The sequence below is a fragment of the Amycolatopsis magusensis genome, from assembly GCF_017875555.1.
Taxonomy (GTDB): Bacteria; Actinomycetota; Actinomycetes; order Mycobacteriales; family Pseudonocardiaceae; genus Amycolatopsis; species Amycolatopsis magusensis.
This window is the reverse complement of record NZ_JAGGMS010000001.1, coordinates 4718022-4736089: the sequence shown is the minus strand read 5'-3', so window position 1 is coordinate 4736089 and position 18068 is coordinate 4718022. Positions and strand designations below refer to the sequence as shown.

Below are 18068 nucleotides of genomic sequence, written 5' to 3'. Positions count from 1 at the left end.
GGTCAGTCACTCCCTTCGTCGGGGATCGTGTAGAAGGGGTGGACCAGGTTGCGCTGGTCGTTCTCGCCCTTGATCACGTAGGTGATGTCGATCAGCAGCAGGTGCTCGCTGTCCGGCGCAGGGTGGACCCGGACCTCGGAGACCTCGGTGCGCGGCTCCCAGATCGACAGCGATTCCCGCACCTCCTGCTCGATGCGGGCGAACACCACCGCCGACGCGCTCTCGTAGACGAAGTCGCGCAGCTTCGAGCCGAAGGCGGGACGGAACGGGCGCTCGCCGGGGTAGGTGGACAGCACGAGCGACATCGCCTGCTCGAGCTTGCGGGCGCCACCGGCGGTGGCGATGGTGCCGTTGGCGGTCACCCCGAGCGGGAACGACCAGCCCCGGCCGACGAAGTCGTGCACGGTGGCGCCTTTCTGCGGGAGCACCGCGGTTCACAGGGGGATGGGCACACCGTTGACCAGCGGCAGCCCCAGTAGGTTGATCGTCGGGGCCTGCAGGGTGATCGCGGTGGTGGAGCGGATCATCAGGTTGGCCCCGCCGTCGATCATCATCGTGCCGGTGGGGCCGGCGCCGATGTTGACGAAACCGTTGAGCGCGGTGATGTTCACGTTCGGCAGCGGGACCGAGGACACCCCGAGCACCGGGCCCGCGGTGATGTTGACCCCGCAGTTGACCTGGTCCACGGTGACCCCGACCTCGCCCTGCTGCGAACCGAGCCGCACCGCCGAAGCCAGCGGCGGCACCACCGGCTGCTTCGGGGCGGCGCCGGTGCCCCCGCCCCCGTCCGCGGTCAGGTCGACGCCGGTTTCGGCGGTGACCTGCGCCAGCGGCGCGGTCAGCTCGGTCGCGGTCGGCGCCTGCAGCGGCGAGGGCACGTCGTAGAAAACGAGTGTGTTGCCGGTGTGGGAGACGATGCCGCGGTGGTGGACCTCGCTGAGCATGCCCGGGGTGAGCACCGACCCGGCGATGGACTGCTGCGCGTCGTTGGCCGCGTCGGTGGCCAGTTGCGAGCCGATCGCCCCGCCGACCACCGACCCGGCCGGCCCGGCCAGGCTGCCGCCGATCGCGGCGCCGGCGACCTGGCCCGCCACCGCCGCGCCCGCCGCGCCGAGCCCGGCCAGCCCGCCCGCGAAGATCGGCCCGGCGGCCGCCACGCTCCAGCCGGTGAAGTTGTTCATCATGGCGCCGAGCACGTACGGCCGTCGGGCGTCGCCGAACTCGAACGAGAGCAGCACCTCGTCGCCGACCTCGGGCATGAACATCGCCCCGCCGCGCGGACCGGAGCAGAACTGCACGTTGGGCGCCCAGTCGGTCTCGAAGTCGGGGGCGAGCCACGGCAGGGTCACCTTGACCCGGCCCTTGCCGAGCGGGTCGGCGCAGTCGCTGACCACCCCGCACACCACACCGTCGAGGGTGGAGCGGCGCGTGGGCCCGCGGCTCCCGCTCTTCGAGGCCAGCCCGAGCATGGTGCGGTCCTGGCGCCCGTGCACGGAGAACACGGTGCGGTAGCCGTGCTGGCTGTCGTCGAAGATGTGCCGCGCCCGCGACACCCGCCACCTCCCGGCGAAGGTCGGCGGGACGTCCCGCACGGTCAGCTGGGTGCCGGGCTGGATGGCGGGGTCGCCCTTGGCGGTGCCCTCGGCCTCGGCGAAGGTGCCGCCCACGGCGACGCCGACCGCGCCGGCGGCCAGCGGCCCGGAGGTGGCCATCTCCGTGGCACCGGCGAACGGCTGGTCCACCGTCACCCTGGCGGTCGGGCTCGGCGGCGGGCCGAGGTAGCCGATCGGGGAGCCGAGCAGCGAACCGGCCACGTCGCCGAGTGCGCCGGTTTCGGCGGAGAACGCCCGGCCCGCCTGCGAACCCGCCAGTTCCACGCCCCGGTTCACGCCACCGAGATCACCGGACCCCACCGCGTCGGCCACGGCGCTCAGCCCCGCGGTGACCGCGCCCGCGCCGGTCGGGGTGAACTGGGTGCCCAGTGCGTTGGCGTTCGGCCCGGTCCCGGACGGGGTGCTCGCGTTCTCGGCGAACGCCTGGCGCGCCATCGGGTCCCACACCCGGACCTCCACGTCCGGGGTCAGGTTGCCCGCGGTGACCCGCGGCCGGAACGACAGCAGCGTCTCGGGGAAGCTGACCGTGGCGGTGGCGGCGCTGTTGAGGGCGTTGGCCAGCCCGCTGCGCAGCTTGCCCCCGAGCCCGCCGCCCGCCGAAGTGGACGACTCGACCAGCGGACGGAAGTGGAACCGGGCGTTGGTGACCTCCACCTGGTAGCCGATCTCCAGCGCGCGGGCGGTCAGGAACTCCCAGTCGGTCTGGTTGACCTGGGGCAGGTAGGCGTGGGTGGTGCTGGTGGCCACCACCGTGCCCAGCGCCAGCCCGGCTTCGGCGGCGAGCTGGCGGGCCACGTCCGCGTCGGTGACGTTGAGGAAACTGCGGCTGCGCCGGGCGCGCTGGAGCCGGTGCGCCGCGGTGTACCCGCGGAGCAGTGTCTTGCAGGTCATGCCGTCGATGACGCCTTCGATGGCGGTGATCTCGCCGACGATGAGCGGGGCAGACACGCCGGGGGCCCCGGTGCTGCCCGCCGCGCCCGCCGCGATCGCGACCTCGGTGCCGATGCGCACCCCGGCCGAGCTGACCAGCCGCCCGTCGGTGTCGAGGAAGACCAGTTCGAACATGCCGGGGAGGTTGACGTCGTTGTCCACCACCGCGCGCAGCAACCGGCCGTCGATGGCCGGGGGCAGCGGGGTGCCGCCGAAGAAGACCGTGGGGCGGATCGTGGGTTCCGCGTTGGCGATCGGGTTCTCGGAGATCACGCCGGCACCTCCTCGTGGCCGAGTTCACCGGGTCCTGGCAGGTGCAGCTCCCGGCCGGGGCGCACCCGCAGCGGGTCGTCGAGGTCGTTGGCTTCGGCCACCGCCCGCCAGGCCGCGGGTGAGCCGTAGGTGCGCGTGGCGACCCGGACCACGTTCTCGCCCTGGGTCAGCACGTGCTTGGACCGGCCGGGGATGCCGCCGGAGGTCGGGTTGGTGAACGGCGGCTCCGGCTGGTAGGCCTCCAGGGTCAGGTCCACCGAGGCCATCACCGGCACGCCGGTCCAGTCGAACCGCTTGTAGTCCACCGAAACGCTGACGATCTGCACCTTCGCGCCGTTGCCCATCGGCCCGCCCACGCCCCACAGGAACAGCAGCACGGGCAGCTGGTATGAGCTGCTGGCCGTGGCGCCGGGCGCGGGCACGAAGGTGGGCGGCGGGGTCGGGCCGGAGCCACCGAACCCCGGGGCGATGTCGTTGACCGCGTTGCTCACGGTGTTGCGGACGGTGTCGGTGATGCGGCCCGGACGGCGCAGCAGGTCGACCGCCTGCCCGAACCGGCTGGCCAGGTTGGCCGTGGGTTTCGGTTCGCTCCAGGACAGCAACTGGTCCACCGCGGCCTGGGTGACCACGGCGCCGGTGAGCAGCGCCCCGCTGAGCTGGATGGTCACCGGGGCGGTTTCCTTCACCGCCGCCGACAGCGGGTTGTCCATCGTGGTCTGGTTGCCCTGGTTCTTCGCGTTGCGGCTGAGGGCGACCTTGGTCGGGTTGAAGGAGAACTGCACCGGGAAGCCGATCTCCTCGGGCACGAGCATCGCCTTGGCGTTGCCGCTGAGCAACTGCCCGGCACGCAGCGAATCACCGGCGGCGCGGGAGAACCAGCTCACAGGAACCCCTCGTGTTCGAGTTCGAGCCGCTCGATGGCGACCTTGCTTTCCTTGGCGGACAACGTGGGCCCCGCCCAGCCGCTGGGGTAGACGTTGCGCAGCGTCCACGAGCACACCTCGGCCCACTGGGAGTCCAGCAGCGTGATGGTCGCGGTCTGCCCGCCCAGCACCATTTCCAGCAGGTCGGGGATGGTGCCGGGCTGGCGCCACGGGGAGAACTGCTCGGTCAGCCACTTCCGCAGCACCGGCGTGCTGGCCCCGTCCACCGCGCGTTCCAGCTTCACCGTGGGATAGTCGATGTCGGCGAAGAGGATCTTGCGGTGGCTGTAGTCGCCGGGGTCGTAGACGCGCTCGATCTTGGCCTTGACGTCCAAGCCCTTGCAGGAGGACCAGTTGCCCAGGCTGAGCCCGTCGATCTGGACGTGGAAGCGCATGGCCAGGCCATGCGCCGGCTGCGGTGGTGGCACGGTCCGGCCTCCTTTCAGCGGGTGAGGTTCGAGCCGGGCGCGAGGAACCCGGAGTAGACGATTTCGAGCGTCTCCACGGCGACCTTCGACGCGCCCGCGTCGAACTCGCTGATCTGCCAGGCGACGGGGAACATCTCGCGCAGCGTCCAGCTGGTCACGGACTCGCCGGACGAGGTGAGCATCGCGATCGCGCCCTCCTCGGGGGTGCCGCCGGAGGACTTGACCTCCTCCAGCCACGCCTTCACCGCCCCGGTGCCCGCCCGCTCGGCGGCGCGGCTGAGCTTGAGGCGCTCGAACTTCGGCACCCCGGCGTACTTGAAGTACTGGTCGGAGTCGCCGACCCAGTGCTCGGCCAGGTCCCACTTGACGGACAGGCCGCTGACCTTGGACCAGGCGCCGAGGTCGCGGGACCCGGCGCTGACCACGAAGCGGTGCGCCATCGCGAGGTCCTGCGCGGCCGTGGGTGGCCGTGGTGGTGGGCTGGGGTCGGCCACGCCGCCCCTCCTCTCAGCCGAAGTCGGACAGGGAGCCGGACCGCTCCCGCTCGACGAGGAAGTCGAAACGCAACCGGGACACCAGGTCCGCGTAGAGCCGGTTGCTCAGTTCGAGGTAGGCCTTGTTGTCGTCGAGGTCCACCCAGCGGCGGGGTGGCTTCTCCGCCAGGGCTTTGAGAATGTCCTCAAGGGACAGTGTCGGGATCTCTTCCTGGTGCTTCTCCTCCGGTGGCTCTTGTTCTTGTTCTCGCTCTTGTTCTCGTTCTTGTTCGGCTAGTTGAAGCAGGAGGAGGAGGCCCTCCGGCACCTCGTCGTTGTCGGTGCTGGTGCTGGTGCTGGTTGGTGTCTCCCGGGGAGCGAGCTGCACGGCGGGGTGGCGGATGGGCGTCTCGGCCGGTGCCGGTTCGCGGGTCTGGGGGAAGTCGGCGGCGAACCACTGCTCGATCGCGACGGCTTCGGCTTCCAGTTCTTGCCCCTCGGCCGAATCCGGCTCGGGAAGCGCGCCGCCGTAGCGCCGTTGCTGGACGGCGTGGGTCAACTCGTGGGCGAGCACGGGAGTGGCCGCCGCACCGTCGAGCGCGCCGAGGGAGTCGGGGAGGTGCACGATGCCTTCGTGGGTGAACGCCCGGGCGTCGAAGCGCCGGGCCAACTGGGCCACCGCCCGCCCGCGCCGGACGGGGACGGCGGAGACGTCAGCCGAGAGCAGCCTGCCCAACGGCGCGGCGACCGCCACGGGGATCGAGGAGTTGGCCTGTTCGTCTGGAAGCTGTCCAGACCGGGCCGATCCGATAGCCGGGCGGCGAACTTGCGTGGCAACGGCGATTCCGGAACGTTCCAGGCCTCCTGCTTCGGCCGAGCCCCAGGCTCCAGCCACAGCAGACCTTTCCGCAGCCGAACCCACAGGAGCAGGACCAGTACCCGGATCCGGCGCAGCAACCGCCGCGACACTCCCCTCGGCAGCGACACCCGACTCCTCGACCCCCGGCGCCACAGCCTGATCCGCAGCACTCGGAACCGGCGCAGCAACCGAAGTCGGACCGACCCCCGGAGCCGAAGTCGCCTTGGCCGGCTTGGCAACCGACTCCGGAACGGCAGCCGAAACCGGCGGGTGCACCAAAGTCGGACCGGCCGCCGAAGGCAGCGCGTCAACCGCAGCCGGAGCAGCCACCGAGGTCAGCGAGTCGATTGCCGCAGCGGCAGCCGAAGTCGGCGTGTCGACCGAAACCGCAGCAGTCACCGAAGTCGGCGTGTCAAACGAACCCGGAGCGGCCACGGAAGTCGGCGTGTCGACTGAAACCGGAGCGGCCACGGAGGTCGGCGTGTCGACTGAGACCGGATCAGCAGCCGGAGCTGGCGCGTCAGCCGGAACCGCAGCAGCCACCGAGGTCAGCGAATCGATCGCCGCAGCGGCAGCCGAAGTCGGCGTGTCAACCGAAACCGAGGCAGCCACCGGAGCCAGCGCGTCAACCGAAACCGGAGGGGCAGCCGAGGTCAGGTCGGCAACCGCCACCGGAATGGCGCCGGAATTCGGCCCGGCGGCCGAATCCGAGATCGCGACCGGGATCGGCGCGGCGACCGACTCCGGGGTGGTGGGTGAGGTCGGAGTGGCATCCGGAGACAGAGCGGTATCCGAAGACGGGCCTGCATCCGAAAGCAGGGCGGCCTCCGAAGACGGGTCGGCATTCGATGGCAGAGCGGCCTCCGAAGGCGGGGTTGCCTCCGGGGCCTGAGCAACCGAGACCGAAGAAGCGATCGTCTCCGAGGTGGTCACCGATGTCGCTGCATCAGGAGCAGAGGGGCGGCCCAAGCCTCGTCGGCGGCTTTCTGCCAGCGAGGCCCGACGTGTGACCGGGGGCGCCGGGGCGGAAACGGGGGTTGGCAAGGGCGGAGGCGGAGGTGGTGCGGGAACAGCGGGTGGGGGTGGCACTGGATCCGGGTCTCCGCGCAGGGAAGCCATCATGCGGTCTTTCTCCCGGTACGCCTGGTGCAGGAAGGCCGGCGCCCGCCAGGGAACGTCCGGAACCTGCGCCGGTCCGACGAAGTCGCTGGAAGCCGTGGTCAGGTCGCGCCCGCGAGGAGTCACGGCGACCACCGGACGGCCCGCGGAACCCTGATTTGTGGGTTCCAGCCCCAACTCCACGGTCCCCGGCTCCTCGGGTCCGACCTTCAGCGGCTCCGGCCTGACGGCATTCGCTGCCGCAGGCACGCGATTCGGGTGCGTGAGGACCTGCTTCGCTCGGGCTGATCCCTCGAAAGTCGGTTTCGCGCGCCCCGGGCCAGCGATAGTCGGTGCGGTGAAGTCCGGGTTCGGCTCCGCGGAGGCCGGTTCGGCATGAACCAGTCCTGCCGAGGACGCCGCCGCAAGAATCGGACCGGTGGGATTCTGCTCCGCCACGACTGGCTCGGCAGGGTCTCGTTCCGCGCGGTTCGGCTCGGGACGAACCGGATCGGCAGAGGCTGGGCCCACAGGATTTGGCCTGTCGAGGGTCGGCTTCGCAGGTCCGGCGGGAGCTTGCTCCGCGAGATCCGGTTCCGCGAAAGTCGGCTTGGCATGAACCAGTCCAGCCGAGGCTGGCTCCGCGAGAGCCGGGCTTGTGGTGCCCTCCCCCACAAGTGACGGCGCGGCGAAGGCCGACTTGGGATGAATCGGCCCTGTCGACGCTGGCTCGGCGAGAGCCGGGCTTGTGGAGCCCTCTCTCGCAAGTGACGGCACGGCGAATGTCGGCTCGGTACGAACCGGCTGTGTCGAGGTTGGCTCGGCACGAACCGGGCTTGCGAAGTCCGACTCCGTAGGGGACGGCACGGCGAGAGCCGGCCTGGAATGAACCGGCTCTGCCGAGGTTGGCTCGGCAAGAAGCGGGCGCACGGAGTCCGAATCCACGGGTGACGGCGCGGCCAAAGTCGGCCTGGAATGAATCAGCTCTGCCGAGATTGGCTTTGCCAGGGCCGGGCTTGCGGAGTCCGGATCTGCGGGCGATGGCACCGCGAAGGTCGGCTCGCCACGAACCGGCTCTGTCGGAACGGGCTCTGTCGGAACGGGCTCTGCAAAAGCCGGGCTTGCGGAGTCCGGAGCCGCAGGTGATGGCACGGCGAAGGTTGGCCTGGAATGAACCGGCTCTGCCGGAACGGGCTCTGCCAAGGCCGGGCCTGCGGAGTTCAGAGCTGCAGGAGATGGCTTGGCGGGGGGTTGCGCGGTGAAGGCCGGTCCGGCGGAAGTCGGTTTTGTGGGGAACGGGCTGGTGGAGGTTGGCTTCGCGAGGGCCGGTGTCGCGGAGGGCGCTTCCCCGGGAGTCGGCTTCGCGGAGATCGCAAGGCTTGGACCCACGGGATCCGGACCTGGCTGTGCGGGGTCCGACTTCACGAAGTCTCCCTCCACGGAATCCGACTTCCGGACACCTGGCTCCACGAGATCGGACCCCACGAAATCCCGCTCCACGAGGTCGGACTCCGCAAGGTCCGGCTCCACGAAGTCCGGCTCCGCGAGGTCCGAATCCACGAAGTCCGGCTCCGCGAGGTTCGAATCCACGAACTCCGAGTCCGCGAATACCGGGTCCCCATAAGGCGTCGCGGGAGTTGAAGCCGCGAAGTCCGGCGAATCGGCACCCGGCCGGCCATCCCGGATCAGGCGGCGTAGGTGGACCAGGCCCCGCACTCGTCCGCGGATTCGGGCGACACCCACCGCCCGCATGGCCGGGCGCGGGTCCCGGCCGACCGAGGTCAGTGGGGTGGTCAGGTCCAGCACCCCCGCCGGGAACGACGCGGTCACCGTGGACAGTGGCGGCAGGTAGAGCCACGCCGGGCGGCGTACGGCGGGAGGGGCCGCAGGGGCCGCGACCTCGGGGCCGCGACGACGACGGCGGCGGAACGGCCAGCGCATGTGATCTCCTAGCCGTCGGCGGGAGTGGACAGTTGGGTGTTGATGGCCGCGATCTCTTCGATGACCCTGGCCCGCGTCCGGTGGTCCAGTTCCAGGATCGAGTCGAACGACCAGTGCAGGTAGTAGGCGATGTACACGATCTCCGCCCACAACCGGTCCGCCGGGCTCTGCGTGGCGGTGGTCACGGCCCGCCCGCCAGGTCCACCAGGAACTCCCGCCCGCAGTCGGGGCAGGCGACCTCGGCTTCGGTGTCGCCGCGCTGGTTCACCCGCCGGTACAGGTCCTGCAGGAAAGCCAGGTCCGAGGCGAACAGGTGCTCGACCACGAACCTGTCCACACCGGACAGCGCACCCAGCCTGGTCACCGTGCGCATCACCAGGAAGATCGACAGGTAAGCCGGATTCTGCCGGACCATCGGCTCGGCGTGCGCGGTCAGTTCGTCCTTCGCGGTGGCCAGGCGCAGCACCCCGTCGCGGTGCACCCGGCCCTGCTCGTCGACGTAACCCCGCGGCAGCGTGAACGGGAATTCGGTGCGCAGCCCCGCGCTCGGCGCACCCGCGTCGGCCGGCGCGGTCATCACCCCGCCCCGTTGCCCGGCTTGAGGTCGATCTGCTCACAGGTCAGCGTGACCGTGGCGATGACCGCCTCGCTGCCGCCCGCCTTCAGCCCCCCGACCTCCAGTTTGGACGGCCAGGCGTTGGTCAGCCGGTACACCTGCTTGTTCACCCCCACGGTGTCCTGCAGCAGCAGCGAACAGCCCCGCCGCGCGCTCGGCATGCCCGAAAGGACCTCCTGGTGCCAGGTCCACAGCGCGTAGTCCTGGTCGACCCCGCGCTTGAGCACCACGGTGGCCGGCTTGGTCTTGCCGAACTGCTTGGACATGGTCACCCCGAGCGAGCCGCTGCTCATGTACTCGGACACCTCCACCTCGGAGGTGATGCCGCTCATCTCGGAGAAGCTGATCTCGCCGCCACCGAGGTCGAACTGCACCACGAAGCGGGCGGCGGAAACCAGGGTGGAGGTGTTGGTGCTGGCGTTGGAGGTGCGGCCGAAGCCGGGGTTGGTCATGGTGCGCTCCTAGGCTGAGGGGGAACCGGGGTCTACTCTTCGAGCGCCGCGCCCTGCGGCAGCTGGGAAATCCGGAACACGACGAACTCGGCGGGTTTCACCGGCGCCACCCCGATCTCGATGATCAGGTTGCCCGCGTCACGGCTTTCCGGCGGGTTGTTCTCCGCGTCGCACTTGACGAAGAACGCCTCCTGCGGTGACCGCCCGACCAGCGCCCCGCTGCGCCACACCCGTTGCAGGAACGCGCTGATCACCCGCTGCACGCTTTCCCACAGGTACTCGTCGTTGGGTTCGAACACGACCCAGTTGGTGCCGTTGAGGATGGACTCCTCGATGAAGTTGAACAGCCGGCGCACGTTGATGTAGCGCCACTCCGGATCGCTGGACAGCGTGCGCGCACCCCACACCCGGATGCCCTGGCCGGGGAAGGCCCGCAGGCAGTTGACGCCCAGCGGGTTGAGCAGTTCCTGCTCGGAGCGGCTGATCACCGTCTGCAGGGACACCACCCCGCGCAGCACCTCGTTGGCCGGCGCCTTGTGCACCCCGCGCATCTCGTCGCTGCGCGCCCACACCCCGGCGAGGTGACCGCTGGGCGGCACGCTGACCCGGTTGCCCGTGACCGGGTCCATGACCTGCACCCACGGCCAGTACAGCGTGGCGTACTTGCTGTCGTAGCCGGCGAATTCGGTGCGCCAGTCGCGCACCTGCTGGGAGTTGAGCCCGGGCGGCGGGTCCAGGATGGCGACCCGGTCCGACATCAGCTCGCAGTGCGCCATCAGCGCCACCTGCACCGCCTTGACCCCGTCGGCGTCGAGCAGGCCGCGCTGGTAGGCCGACATCAGGTCCGGCACCGCGACCATGGTGATCTCGTCGATCGCCTCGAACCCGCCGAGGCCGGTGCGCTCGACCGGGTCGCCGACGTATTCGGTGGCGCTGAGCGCTTTCGGCGCCGGGGCGGGTCCGGTGAGCGCGGTGGTGGTGCCCTTCTTGGGCGCCGAGAGCGCGCCGGACCTGGCCTCCTCCAGCTCGACCAGTTTGGACTGTCGTGAAAGGACGGTGGCCACGTTGTTGGCGCCGCGCTTGGTGGTCAGGTTGTCGAAGGTCTCCACCACCTTGCCGCCGCTGAGCACGTCGATGCGGAAGGTGTCCTCCCCCGCCTCGCCCGCCTCGGCCACGGTCACGCTGATCTCCTCCTCGGCCGACCCGAGGGCGCGCACCGCGAAGGCGGGCCGCTTGTCGTCGACGGCGGGCACGACGGCGCGCCGCTCGGGCGCCGGGCCGTCCTCACCGTCGCCGAGGCGCAGCACGTAGGCGGCGCCACCGCCGTTGAGGAAGAAGCCGTAGACCGCGTGCGGCAGGTAGGCGCCCTCGGCGAAACCACCGAACACCCGGGTGAAGTGGGTCCAGTTGGTGACCAGCACGGGTTCGGCGACCGGGCCCCGCTCGGCGAAGCCGATGAAGCCCGCAACGGCGGTGCCCACGCCTTCGATGGGCCGGGAGCCGGACGACACCTCCTCCACGTACACACCGGGGGCGAGGTAGTTGGGCATCGGGAACCCCTTTCCTGTTACTGGCAGGACCAGTGGTTGCTGAGGAGAAGGCTCGCACCGCGAGCCCGCCCGCGGCCCTGCCCGCGGTGCGGCGCCGGGGCCCGCCGGGGTTGCCCCCGGGGGCAGCCACGAGTGGCCGCGGGGCGGGCCGCGATCCGGCTGCGCGCGCCCGCGGCGGCGCCGAGACTGCGGTGGTGCTGGCAGACGTCGATTCCTCCATCCGGGCCTGGCTCACCGAAGAGCTCTCCCCCGGCACCGAGATCGGGTTCGAACCGCCGGGGCTGCTGGCGGACATCCCGCGCCGGCCGCGGCGGGCGGGCATCGTCAACCTGTTCCTGTATGCGGTCAACGAGAACCTCGACGGCCTGCCGGTCGGCAGGCTCCGGGCCCGCGACGCCGAAGGGCGGGTGACCGGCAGCCACGTCACCCACCGCAGCTACCACCTGTCGTACCTGGTCACCGCCTGGGCGGCGGACGTCGCCGAGGAGCACGAACTGCTCGGCGCGCTGATCGGCGCGCACACCGAGCACGACGCGCTGAGCGCCGACCACCTGCGCGGCTCCCTGCGGGTGCTGGAGACCGCGCTGCCGGTGCGCCTGGGCTGGGCGCCCGCTTCGCGCGGGGACCTGTGGACGGCGCTGGGGCTGACCATGCGCACCGCACTGGACCTGACCGTCACCGCGCCGGCGCTGCCGTCCCGGCTGGAACCCGCCGCGCCGCCGGTGCGGGCGGTGGAACTCGAGGCGCACCACGAGGTGCCCCCACCGCCGGAAACCCCGCGGCGGCGGTGGGAACGCACCGCGATCCACGAGCGGTAGCCAGTCCCGTCCCCACCGAAACCGACCCGGAGGGTCGCCATGCGCACGTCGGCCGTGCTCACCCTGCTGCTGGTCCTGCTCCTGCCGGCCCTCGTCGTCGGTGCTTCGGCGCCGCCACCGGCGGTGGTGGACAACGCGGCCGACTCCGCCCTGTCTCTGCTGCCACCACCGCCGCCCGCGCGCGTACAGCCCGATGTGCGCGACGCGGTCTACGGCGACGTGCTGCTCGTCGGCAACAGCTCGGTCCGCTGCCCCACCGGGGACGAGCCCTCCGGTGACCACCCCGCGGCCCGGTGCGCCGAGGCCACCCAGGACGAGGCCGGTTCGGACCTGCTGAACAACAGCGCGAACAACAACGGCTACTACATGCACCTGGCCGACACCGACGACCTGCCGAAGACCTTCACCTCCAGCGCGGCCACCCTGACCATCCCCGCCGGTGCCCAGGTCCGGCGCGCCCAGCTCAACTGGGGCGGGCACACCGGCACCTTCCTGGGTTTCTCCGGGGTCAACTGCCAGCGCCCCCTGCTCCAGCAGGGCGATCCCCCGCCACCACCGGCCGCGGCCACCCCGGCGCAGCAGGCGGTGGGCCTCTCCGTCGCGGGCGGGACCCCGGTCGCGGTCCCCGCCGCGCCGGAGCACTACCGGACCGTCGAAGGGCTGACCGAACCGAGCCAGGTCTACACGCAGTGGGCCGACGTCACCGCCGCCTTCGCGAAAGCGCCCGCCGGCAAGGCTTTCGAGGTCTCGGTGAGCAACGTGTGGGTGCCCACCGGGCCCGGGTGCGCGGGCGGCTGGTCGCTGGTGGTGGCCTACGACCACGGCGAGCCGACGGCCGCGTTCCCCCACCCCCGCGTGGTCGACCTGTACTCGGGCACCTTGCCGCAGGGCGGCGCGCTGCTGCCCGGCCTGCTCGAACCGCTGGTCCCCGGCTTCCCCGGGTTGATCGACACCCTGCTGCCCGGCCTGGTCCCCGGCCTGTCCGGCACCCGCGTGCTGCTGGCGGGGGTCGCGCCGAACCGCTCGGCCGCCGACGTCTCGATCGGCATCACGGCCTTCGACGGGGACCGGCACCAGGGTGAGGACACCTTCACCGTGGACGGGAAGGCGATGCCGGAGCCGTGCACCGGGGACGGCACGGGCGACTTCTTCCGCTCCTGCGCCCAAGGCGCCTCGCCCGCCACGGCGAACAACCTGTCCGTGGACGCCAAAACCGTCCGGCCCGTGCTGGCCGACCCTGAGAACGGCGACATCGAGATCGGCGTGAACAGCGTGGCCGACTACGTGGTGGTGTCCAACGTCGTGCTCGCCGAAACGGTGACGCCGGGCATCTCCGCCACCACCACCGGCCCGGCGGGCCCGGTCCGCGAAGGGGACCTGGCCGAATTCACCACCACGATCACCAACACCGGCAACCTGCCGCTGACCGACCTCACCGTGGTCAGCACCAGCGACCCGCCGAGCACCCCCCGCTGCTCCCCCGCGGTCCTGCCGCCACTGGCCCCCGGGGCCCAGACGCAGGTCACCTGCGTCCACCCGGCGGCGGGCACCAACCTGCTCGCCGAGACCACGGTCACCGGCACCTACCTCGTGGCCTCGGGCGGGGACGCCCGCACGGTTTCGGCGACCGCGGAAGCCGCTGTGCCGGTGGCCCCGGCCGACTTCGCCGTGCTGAGGATCCCCTCGAAGCTGACGGTCCGCCAGGGGAGCCCGGTGGAGTTCGCGGTGACCCTGATCAACAACACCGACAACGAGTTGCAGGGCGTCCAGTACGCCGACGGCGCGACGACCGGCTGCACCGCCGCGCCCGCCACCCTCCCGGCGCACTCCACCGCCGCGCTCACCTGCACCCTCGCGGCGGCGACGCAGTCGTTCACCAGCAACGGGGTGCTCACCGGCACCGACGTCGCGGGCGCGGTCACCGCGCAGAGCCAGTCGGTGACCGTCACGGTGATCAACCCGGCGGCGGCGCTCACCGTGGTGCCCGACCCGGACACCGTCTACCGGGGTTCCCCGGTGACCTTCACCTTCACCGCGACCAACACCGGCACCGCGCCGGACGGCCCGCTGCTGAACCCGGTGGTGAGCACGCCGAACCTGCCGGGCTGCACACCGGAGCCGCTGCCCGCGCTCCCGCCCGGCGCGTCGGCGAGCACCACCTGCACCGCGGCACCCGAGCAGACGGTGCAGGTCGCCGCCCAGCTCGTGGCCACCGACAGCAGCGCCACCGAGGTCACCGCCGAAGCGCCACCGGTGACCGTCACGGTGCTCGACCCGTTCCTGCAACTGACGCAGCAGGCCGACCCGAGCACCCTGCGCACCGGCGGGGCCACCCTGTTCACCTTCACCGCGACCAACACGGGCACCGCCGAGCAGGGCGCGCTGAGCGACGTCCGGATCAGCAGCCCGTCGCTGCCGCCCGGGTGCGCGCCGGGCCCGATCACCTCGCTGGCGCCGGGGCAGTCGGAATCGAGGACGTGCACGGTTTCCCCGGATCGCACCTTCGACAACCTCGCCGAAGCCGCGGCCACCGACTCCACGGGCCGGGAGATGACCGCGGAGGCCGATCCGCTGACCATCACCGTGCTCAACCCGGCGCTGGTGCTCGACGTCGCCGCCGATCCGGCGCAGGCCCAGCACGGCGCCAGGGCCACCATCACCGAAACCCTGCGCAACATCGGCAACGTGGCGCTGGAGGTGACCCTGGCCAACGACAACGCCCCCGACTGCGATCTGTCCCTTGTGGACACGCCGTTGCGGGCCGGGGCGGCCCAGGGCGTCCGCTGCGAGGTGGTCCTCCCCCGCGACGAAGCCACCACCACCTACACCAACACGGCCACCTACCAGGCCGAGCCCACCGCGGACACCGGCGACCAGGGCCCGCCGCTGACCAGTGCCCAGTCCACCGAGATCACCCTGCTCGCGGGCCAGGCACCCGCCGCGCCCGCGCCGGGCGCCGATCCGGGCAGCGATCCCGACGGTAAGGGCAGCGACGCGGGCTCGACCGGGACCGGCCCCGGCGGCGGTCCTCCGGACGGGACCGGGGCCCGGGCGCAGGCGGGCAACGGGAAGCTGGCGAACACCGGGTTCTCCTTGGCCGGTCCCGTTTCCCTCGCCGCGGCGCTGCTGATCACCGGTTCGCTGGCACTGGTGGTCGCCCGTCCGAGGAAGCAGCCGTGACCGCCGCTCGCCCGCAGGGCCGGAAATCGTTGCCCTCCAGGGCAAAGCGGGCCACCGGCCGGGGTTCCGGTGCTCTACTCGACGGCATGACGCAGAACCTGGACGGCGCCCGCGGGCTGTGGGCGCGGGCTTTGCAGGTGGCCACCGTGGCGGTGCTGTTCGCCGGCGTGGGTTTCGCGGCGGGCCCCGGTTCCCGACCGGCCACAGTGGACACTCCGCCGCCCCCGGCCACCGTCCTCCCCGGCCCGGTCGCCACCCCGCCGCCGGACGGCGCGATCGGGGCCGACGGCGACACCGTGGTCACCTCCGCGGGCACGGTGGTGCAGGCGGGGCACACCGCGGCGCCCGCGCCGTCCGCCGGCGGAGCCGTGGCGGGGGTGCCGGGTCCGGTGCTCGCCGCCTACCAGCAGGCGGTGGCCGCGCTCACTCGCGAGCAGCCGGGCTGCCGCCTGCCCCTGGTGCTGCTGGCCGCGATCGGCAAGGTCGAGTCCGGGCACGCGCGCGGCGGGCAGCTCGACCCGGCCGGTACCACCACCAGCCCGATCCTGGGCCCGGTGCTCTCCGGCGGTGGTTTCGCGGCCATCCGGGACACCGACGGCGGCCGCTGGGACGGCAACGCCCAGTGGGACCGGGCGGTGGGCCCGATGCAGTTCATCCCGGGCACCTGGGTGCGGTGGGGGTCCGACGGGAACGGGGACCGCGATGCCAGTCCCCACAACATCCTCGACGCCACGCTGGCCGCCGGCCGGTACCTGTGCGCGGGTGGCCGCGACCTGGCCACCCCGGAGGGCCTGCGTGCGGGCATCCTCAGCTACAACCGGTCCGTCGCCTACCTGAACCTGGTGCTCAACTGGATGCGCACCTACGCCGCCGGCATCGGCCCGAGCAGCACCAGCGCCCCCGGGGCCGCGCTCGCCGCCCCGGCCCCGCCCGTCGCACCGGCTCCGGTCCCGCCGGTCGCCCCGGCCCCGCCCGCCGCGCCGCCGGTGCCGCCCGGACCGGCCGAGCCGCCCCCGCCGGTGGCCGGACCGCCCGCGAGCGGCAGCCCGGTCCCGCCCGCACCGGTCCCGCCCGGTGCCACGCCGCCGCCCTCCGGGGTGCTCCCGCCGCCCGCCGCGCCCGGCCTGCTCGATCCGGTGCTGTGCACGGTGGACGGACTGCTCGGCGTGATCGGCGGGCTGCTCGGCGCCCCGCCCACCCCGTGCCCGTGAGCGCTCAGACCGCTTCCGGGGTGCCGATCTGGACGAGGCGGACCGCCAGGTGCACGGCCAGGCGCTCGTCCGGATCGGCCAGGTCGACCGCGAGCAGGGACCGGATGCGGTCCAGCCGCTGCAGCACCGTGTTCCGGTGCACGCCCAGCGCCGCGGCGGTGGGCGTGGCACTGGACTCGTTGTCCAGGTAGCAGGCCAGCGTGGCGATCAGCTGGCCACCGGCGTCCGTCCGGGTCAGCGGGCGCAGCAGCCGGCGGGCGAGTTCGTGCTGGACGCCAGGGGCGTAGCTGCCCGCCAGCAGGCGCTTGACCTCGTGCCCGACACCCTCGACCGCGGCCGGGGTGTTCCGGGCGGCGGCGATCAGGCAGGCGCGGCGTGCTTCGGCGAGGGAGCGCCGCAACCCGGCCACCCCCTCGGCGGGCGGCCCGATGCCCGCGCACAACCGCAGGCCCGGGTGTTCGCGCTCGGCGGCCAGGAGCGCGCGCCGCAGCTCGGTGGCGACGGCGTCCGGATCGACGCGTTCGCCGGTGTACCACAGGGCCCAGCCGCCGCCGTGGGAGATCGGTGCCGCCGGAACCCCGCCCTCGGCCAGGCTTTCGCCCAGCAGCGCGGTGAGTTCGGACGGGGCGAGCTGGGCGCCCGCCTGCCGCGCGGTGAGCTGCACGGCGGTGTGCGTGCCCTCCAGCTGCCAGCCCAGCGCGGTGGCCCGTTCCAGCACCCGCCGGTGGGGCGCGTCGGCCTGGGCGAGCAGGCGGGCCAGCACCGCTTCCTGGCGCCGCCCGCGGCGTTCGAGGTCCACCGCGGAAGTGGCCAGCTGGGCGGCGAAGGCCCAGTCCAGCACGCCCAGCGCCTGGGCCGCGGTGAGCACGCGGCCGGGGGTGCCCGAGGGCACCAGCGCCACCAGCCACAGGTTCGCCCGCGTGCCGGGACGGCCCCGCACGGGGTGGGCGAGCAGCAGGTCCCGGTCACCGGTGCCGCGCACCCACGGCGCCGGCCTCGGGGTGCGGAACCTCTCCGCCGCCACCCGCACCGCGGCGGCGGGCACCGTCCCGGACAGCACGCGGCCGTCCGCGGCGACCGTGCCCACGGGGTGCCCCAGGGTGGTGGCGGCGATGCGCACCATGCGCGGGGTCTCCCCCGCCGCGGCGTGCAGCCGGTGCGCCAGCAGGCCGAGCACCCCGCCGGCGGCCGCCTCCGGCCGGCGGGCGAAGTGGTCCAGCGCGGGCACCAGCGCGTCCGGGTCGGCGTGGTCGACCAGCACCAGCGGTACCCCGTTCCGCTCGGCCAGCGCCCGGATCGCCGGGGTGAGCGGGTGCGGCGGGTCGGGCAGGACCAGTCCCGCGATCGAGCGCCGGGCCCCGGCCCGGATGGCCTGTTCGGTGCCCGCCTCCTCCCCGCGCAGGGCGTTGCGGGGGAAGACGACCAGCGCGGCCGGGGCGGCCTGCGCCAGCTCGTGCGGGCTCACCCCGGTGACCACCGAATCCACCACGGTGCGCAGGGCCGCCTCCGTCCCGACGAAGGTGTGCCGGGTGAACAACCCCAGTGACAGCACTTGCGACAGCAGGACGGACAAGGCTTGTCGGCTCCTTCGGTCGGCCCGGCGGCGGGCGGCCGGTCGCCACCACCACCGGGGGCATCGGCGGCGGCCGTCGGCTTCCCATTATCGGCCGACCGAACTCGTGTGTCAGCGGACAAACGATCAC

The 18068-nt window shown here is 72.6% G+C and carries 14 protein-coding genes; 3 read left to right on the top strand and 11 right to left on the bottom strand.

Translation table 11 applies throughout. The features are described from left to right. Positions 1 to 2: 2 nt before the first annotated feature. The 10 genes from JOM49_RS21220 to JOM49_RS21175 form a co-directional block, all read right to left on the bottom strand. A complete protein-coding gene (locus JOM49_RS21220; protein WP_282774562.1) occupies positions 3 to 428 on the bottom strand; it encodes a GPW/gp25 family protein in 426 nt (141 codons plus the stop codon). A 6-nt stretch (positions 429 to 434) separates the two neighbouring features. Next, positions 435 to 2816 carry a phage baseplate assembly protein V gene (locus JOM49_RS44095; RefSeq protein ID WP_209666005.1) on the bottom strand — a complete coding sequence of 794 codons (2382 nt, stop codon included), beginning with the start codon at positions 2814 to 2816 and terminating at the stop codon, positions 435 to 437. Then, positions 2813 to 3700, bottom strand: coding sequence for a LysM peptidoglycan-binding domain-containing protein (locus JOM49_RS21210; protein WP_209666004.1), 888 nt, complete (start codon positions 3698 to 3700; stop codon positions 2813 to 2815). Before JOM49_RS21210 ends, JOM49_RS44095 begins: the two co-directional genes overlap by 4 nt. Further along, complete coding sequence (locus JOM49_RS21205) at positions 3697 to 4167, bottom strand: phage tail protein (RefSeq protein WP_209666003.1); 471 nt, start codon at positions 4165 to 4167, stop codon at positions 3697 to 3699. Before JOM49_RS21205 ends, JOM49_RS21210 begins: the two co-directional genes overlap by 4 nt. A gap of 14 nt (positions 4168 to 4181) precedes the next feature. After that, positions 4182 to 4661, bottom strand: coding sequence for a phage tail protein (locus tag JOM49_RS21200; RefSeq protein ID WP_209666002.1), 480 nt, complete (start codon positions 4659 to 4661; stop codon positions 4182 to 4184). A 13-nt stretch (positions 4662 to 4674) separates the two neighbouring features. Beyond that, complete coding sequence (locus tag JOM49_RS21195; RefSeq protein ID WP_209666001.1) at positions 4675 to 6432, bottom strand: eCIS core domain-containing protein; 1758 nt, start codon at positions 6430 to 6432, stop codon at positions 4675 to 4677. A 2114-nt stretch (positions 6433 to 8546) separates the two neighbouring features. Beyond that, complete coding sequence (locus JOM49_RS21190) at positions 8547 to 8723, bottom strand: DUF6760 family protein (RefSeq protein ID WP_209666000.1); 177 nt, start codon at positions 8721 to 8723, stop codon at positions 8547 to 8549. Then, positions 8720 to 9115 (bottom strand): phage tail assembly protein, encoded by a 396-nt coding sequence (locus JOM49_RS21185; RefSeq protein ID WP_209665999.1) that lies wholly within the window; start codon positions 9113 to 9115, stop codon positions 8720 to 8722. The genes JOM49_RS21190 and JOM49_RS21185 overlap by 4 nt, the downstream gene beginning before the upstream one ends. Continuing rightward, positions 9115 to 9606 carry a phage tail protein gene (locus tag JOM49_RS21180; protein WP_209665998.1) on the bottom strand — a complete coding sequence of 164 codons (492 nt, stop codon included), beginning with the start codon at positions 9604 to 9606 and terminating at the stop codon, positions 9115 to 9117. The genes JOM49_RS21185 and JOM49_RS21180 overlap by 1 nt, the downstream gene beginning before the upstream one ends. Before the next feature lie 32 nt (positions 9607 to 9638). Then, positions 9639 to 11156: a phage tail sheath family protein gene (locus JOM49_RS21175; protein WP_209665997.1), complete on the bottom strand. Its 1518-nt coding sequence runs from the start codon at positions 11154 to 11156 to the stop codon at positions 9639 to 9641. Positions 11157 to 11350: 194 nt separating this feature from the next. Between JOM49_RS21175 and JOM49_RS21170 the strand changes: the two genes are divergently transcribed. From JOM49_RS21170 to JOM49_RS21160, 3 genes are all read left to right on the top strand, one after another. Further along, positions 11351 to 11974, top strand: coding sequence for a Pvc16 family protein (locus tag JOM49_RS21170; RefSeq protein WP_209665996.1), 624 nt, complete (start codon positions 11351 to 11353; stop codon positions 11972 to 11974). A gap of 39 nt (positions 11975 to 12013) precedes the next feature. Next, entirely contained in the window at positions 12014 to 15154 is a 3141-nt protein-coding gene (locus JOM49_RS21165) for a hypothetical protein (RefSeq protein WP_209665995.1), read from the top strand. Positions 15155 to 15240: 86 nt separating this feature from the next. After that, complete coding sequence (locus JOM49_RS21160; RefSeq protein ID WP_209665994.1) at positions 15241 to 16365, top strand: lytic transglycosylase domain-containing protein; 1125 nt, start codon at positions 15241 to 15243, stop codon at positions 16363 to 16365. A 4-nt stretch (positions 16366 to 16369) separates the two neighbouring features. Here the strand turns inward: JOM49_RS21160 and JOM49_RS21155 are convergent, their stop codons facing one another. Continuing rightward, the gene (locus tag JOM49_RS21155) at positions 16370 to 17938 is read right to left on the bottom strand and encodes a PucR family transcriptional regulator (RefSeq protein WP_209665993.1); all 1569 of its coding nucleotides are present in this window, start codon (positions 17936 to 17938) and stop codon (positions 16370 to 16372) included. Between the last annotated feature and the right edge of the window lie 130 nt (positions 17939 to 18068).

Coding starts and splice junctions, on each gene's coding strand:
- JOM49_RS21185 (WP_209665999.1), bottom strand. CDS start 9,115: ATGACCGCGCCGGCCGACGCGGGTGCGCCGAGCGCGGGGCTGCGCACC.
- JOM49_RS21180 (WP_209665998.1), bottom strand. CDS start 9,606: ATGACCAACCCCGGCTTCGGCCGCACCTCCAACGCCAGCACCAACACC.
- JOM49_RS21175 (WP_209665997.1), bottom strand. CDS start 11,156: ATGCCCAACTACCTCGCCCCCGGTGTGTACGTGGAGGAGGTGTCGTCC.
- JOM49_RS21165 (WP_209665995.1), top strand. CDS start 12,014: ATGCGCACGTCGGCCGTGCTCACCCTGCTGCTGGTCCTGCTCCTGCCG.
- JOM49_RS21160 (WP_209665994.1), top strand. CDS start 15,241: ATGACGCAGAACCTGGACGGCGCCCGCGGGCTGTGGGCGCGGGCTTTG.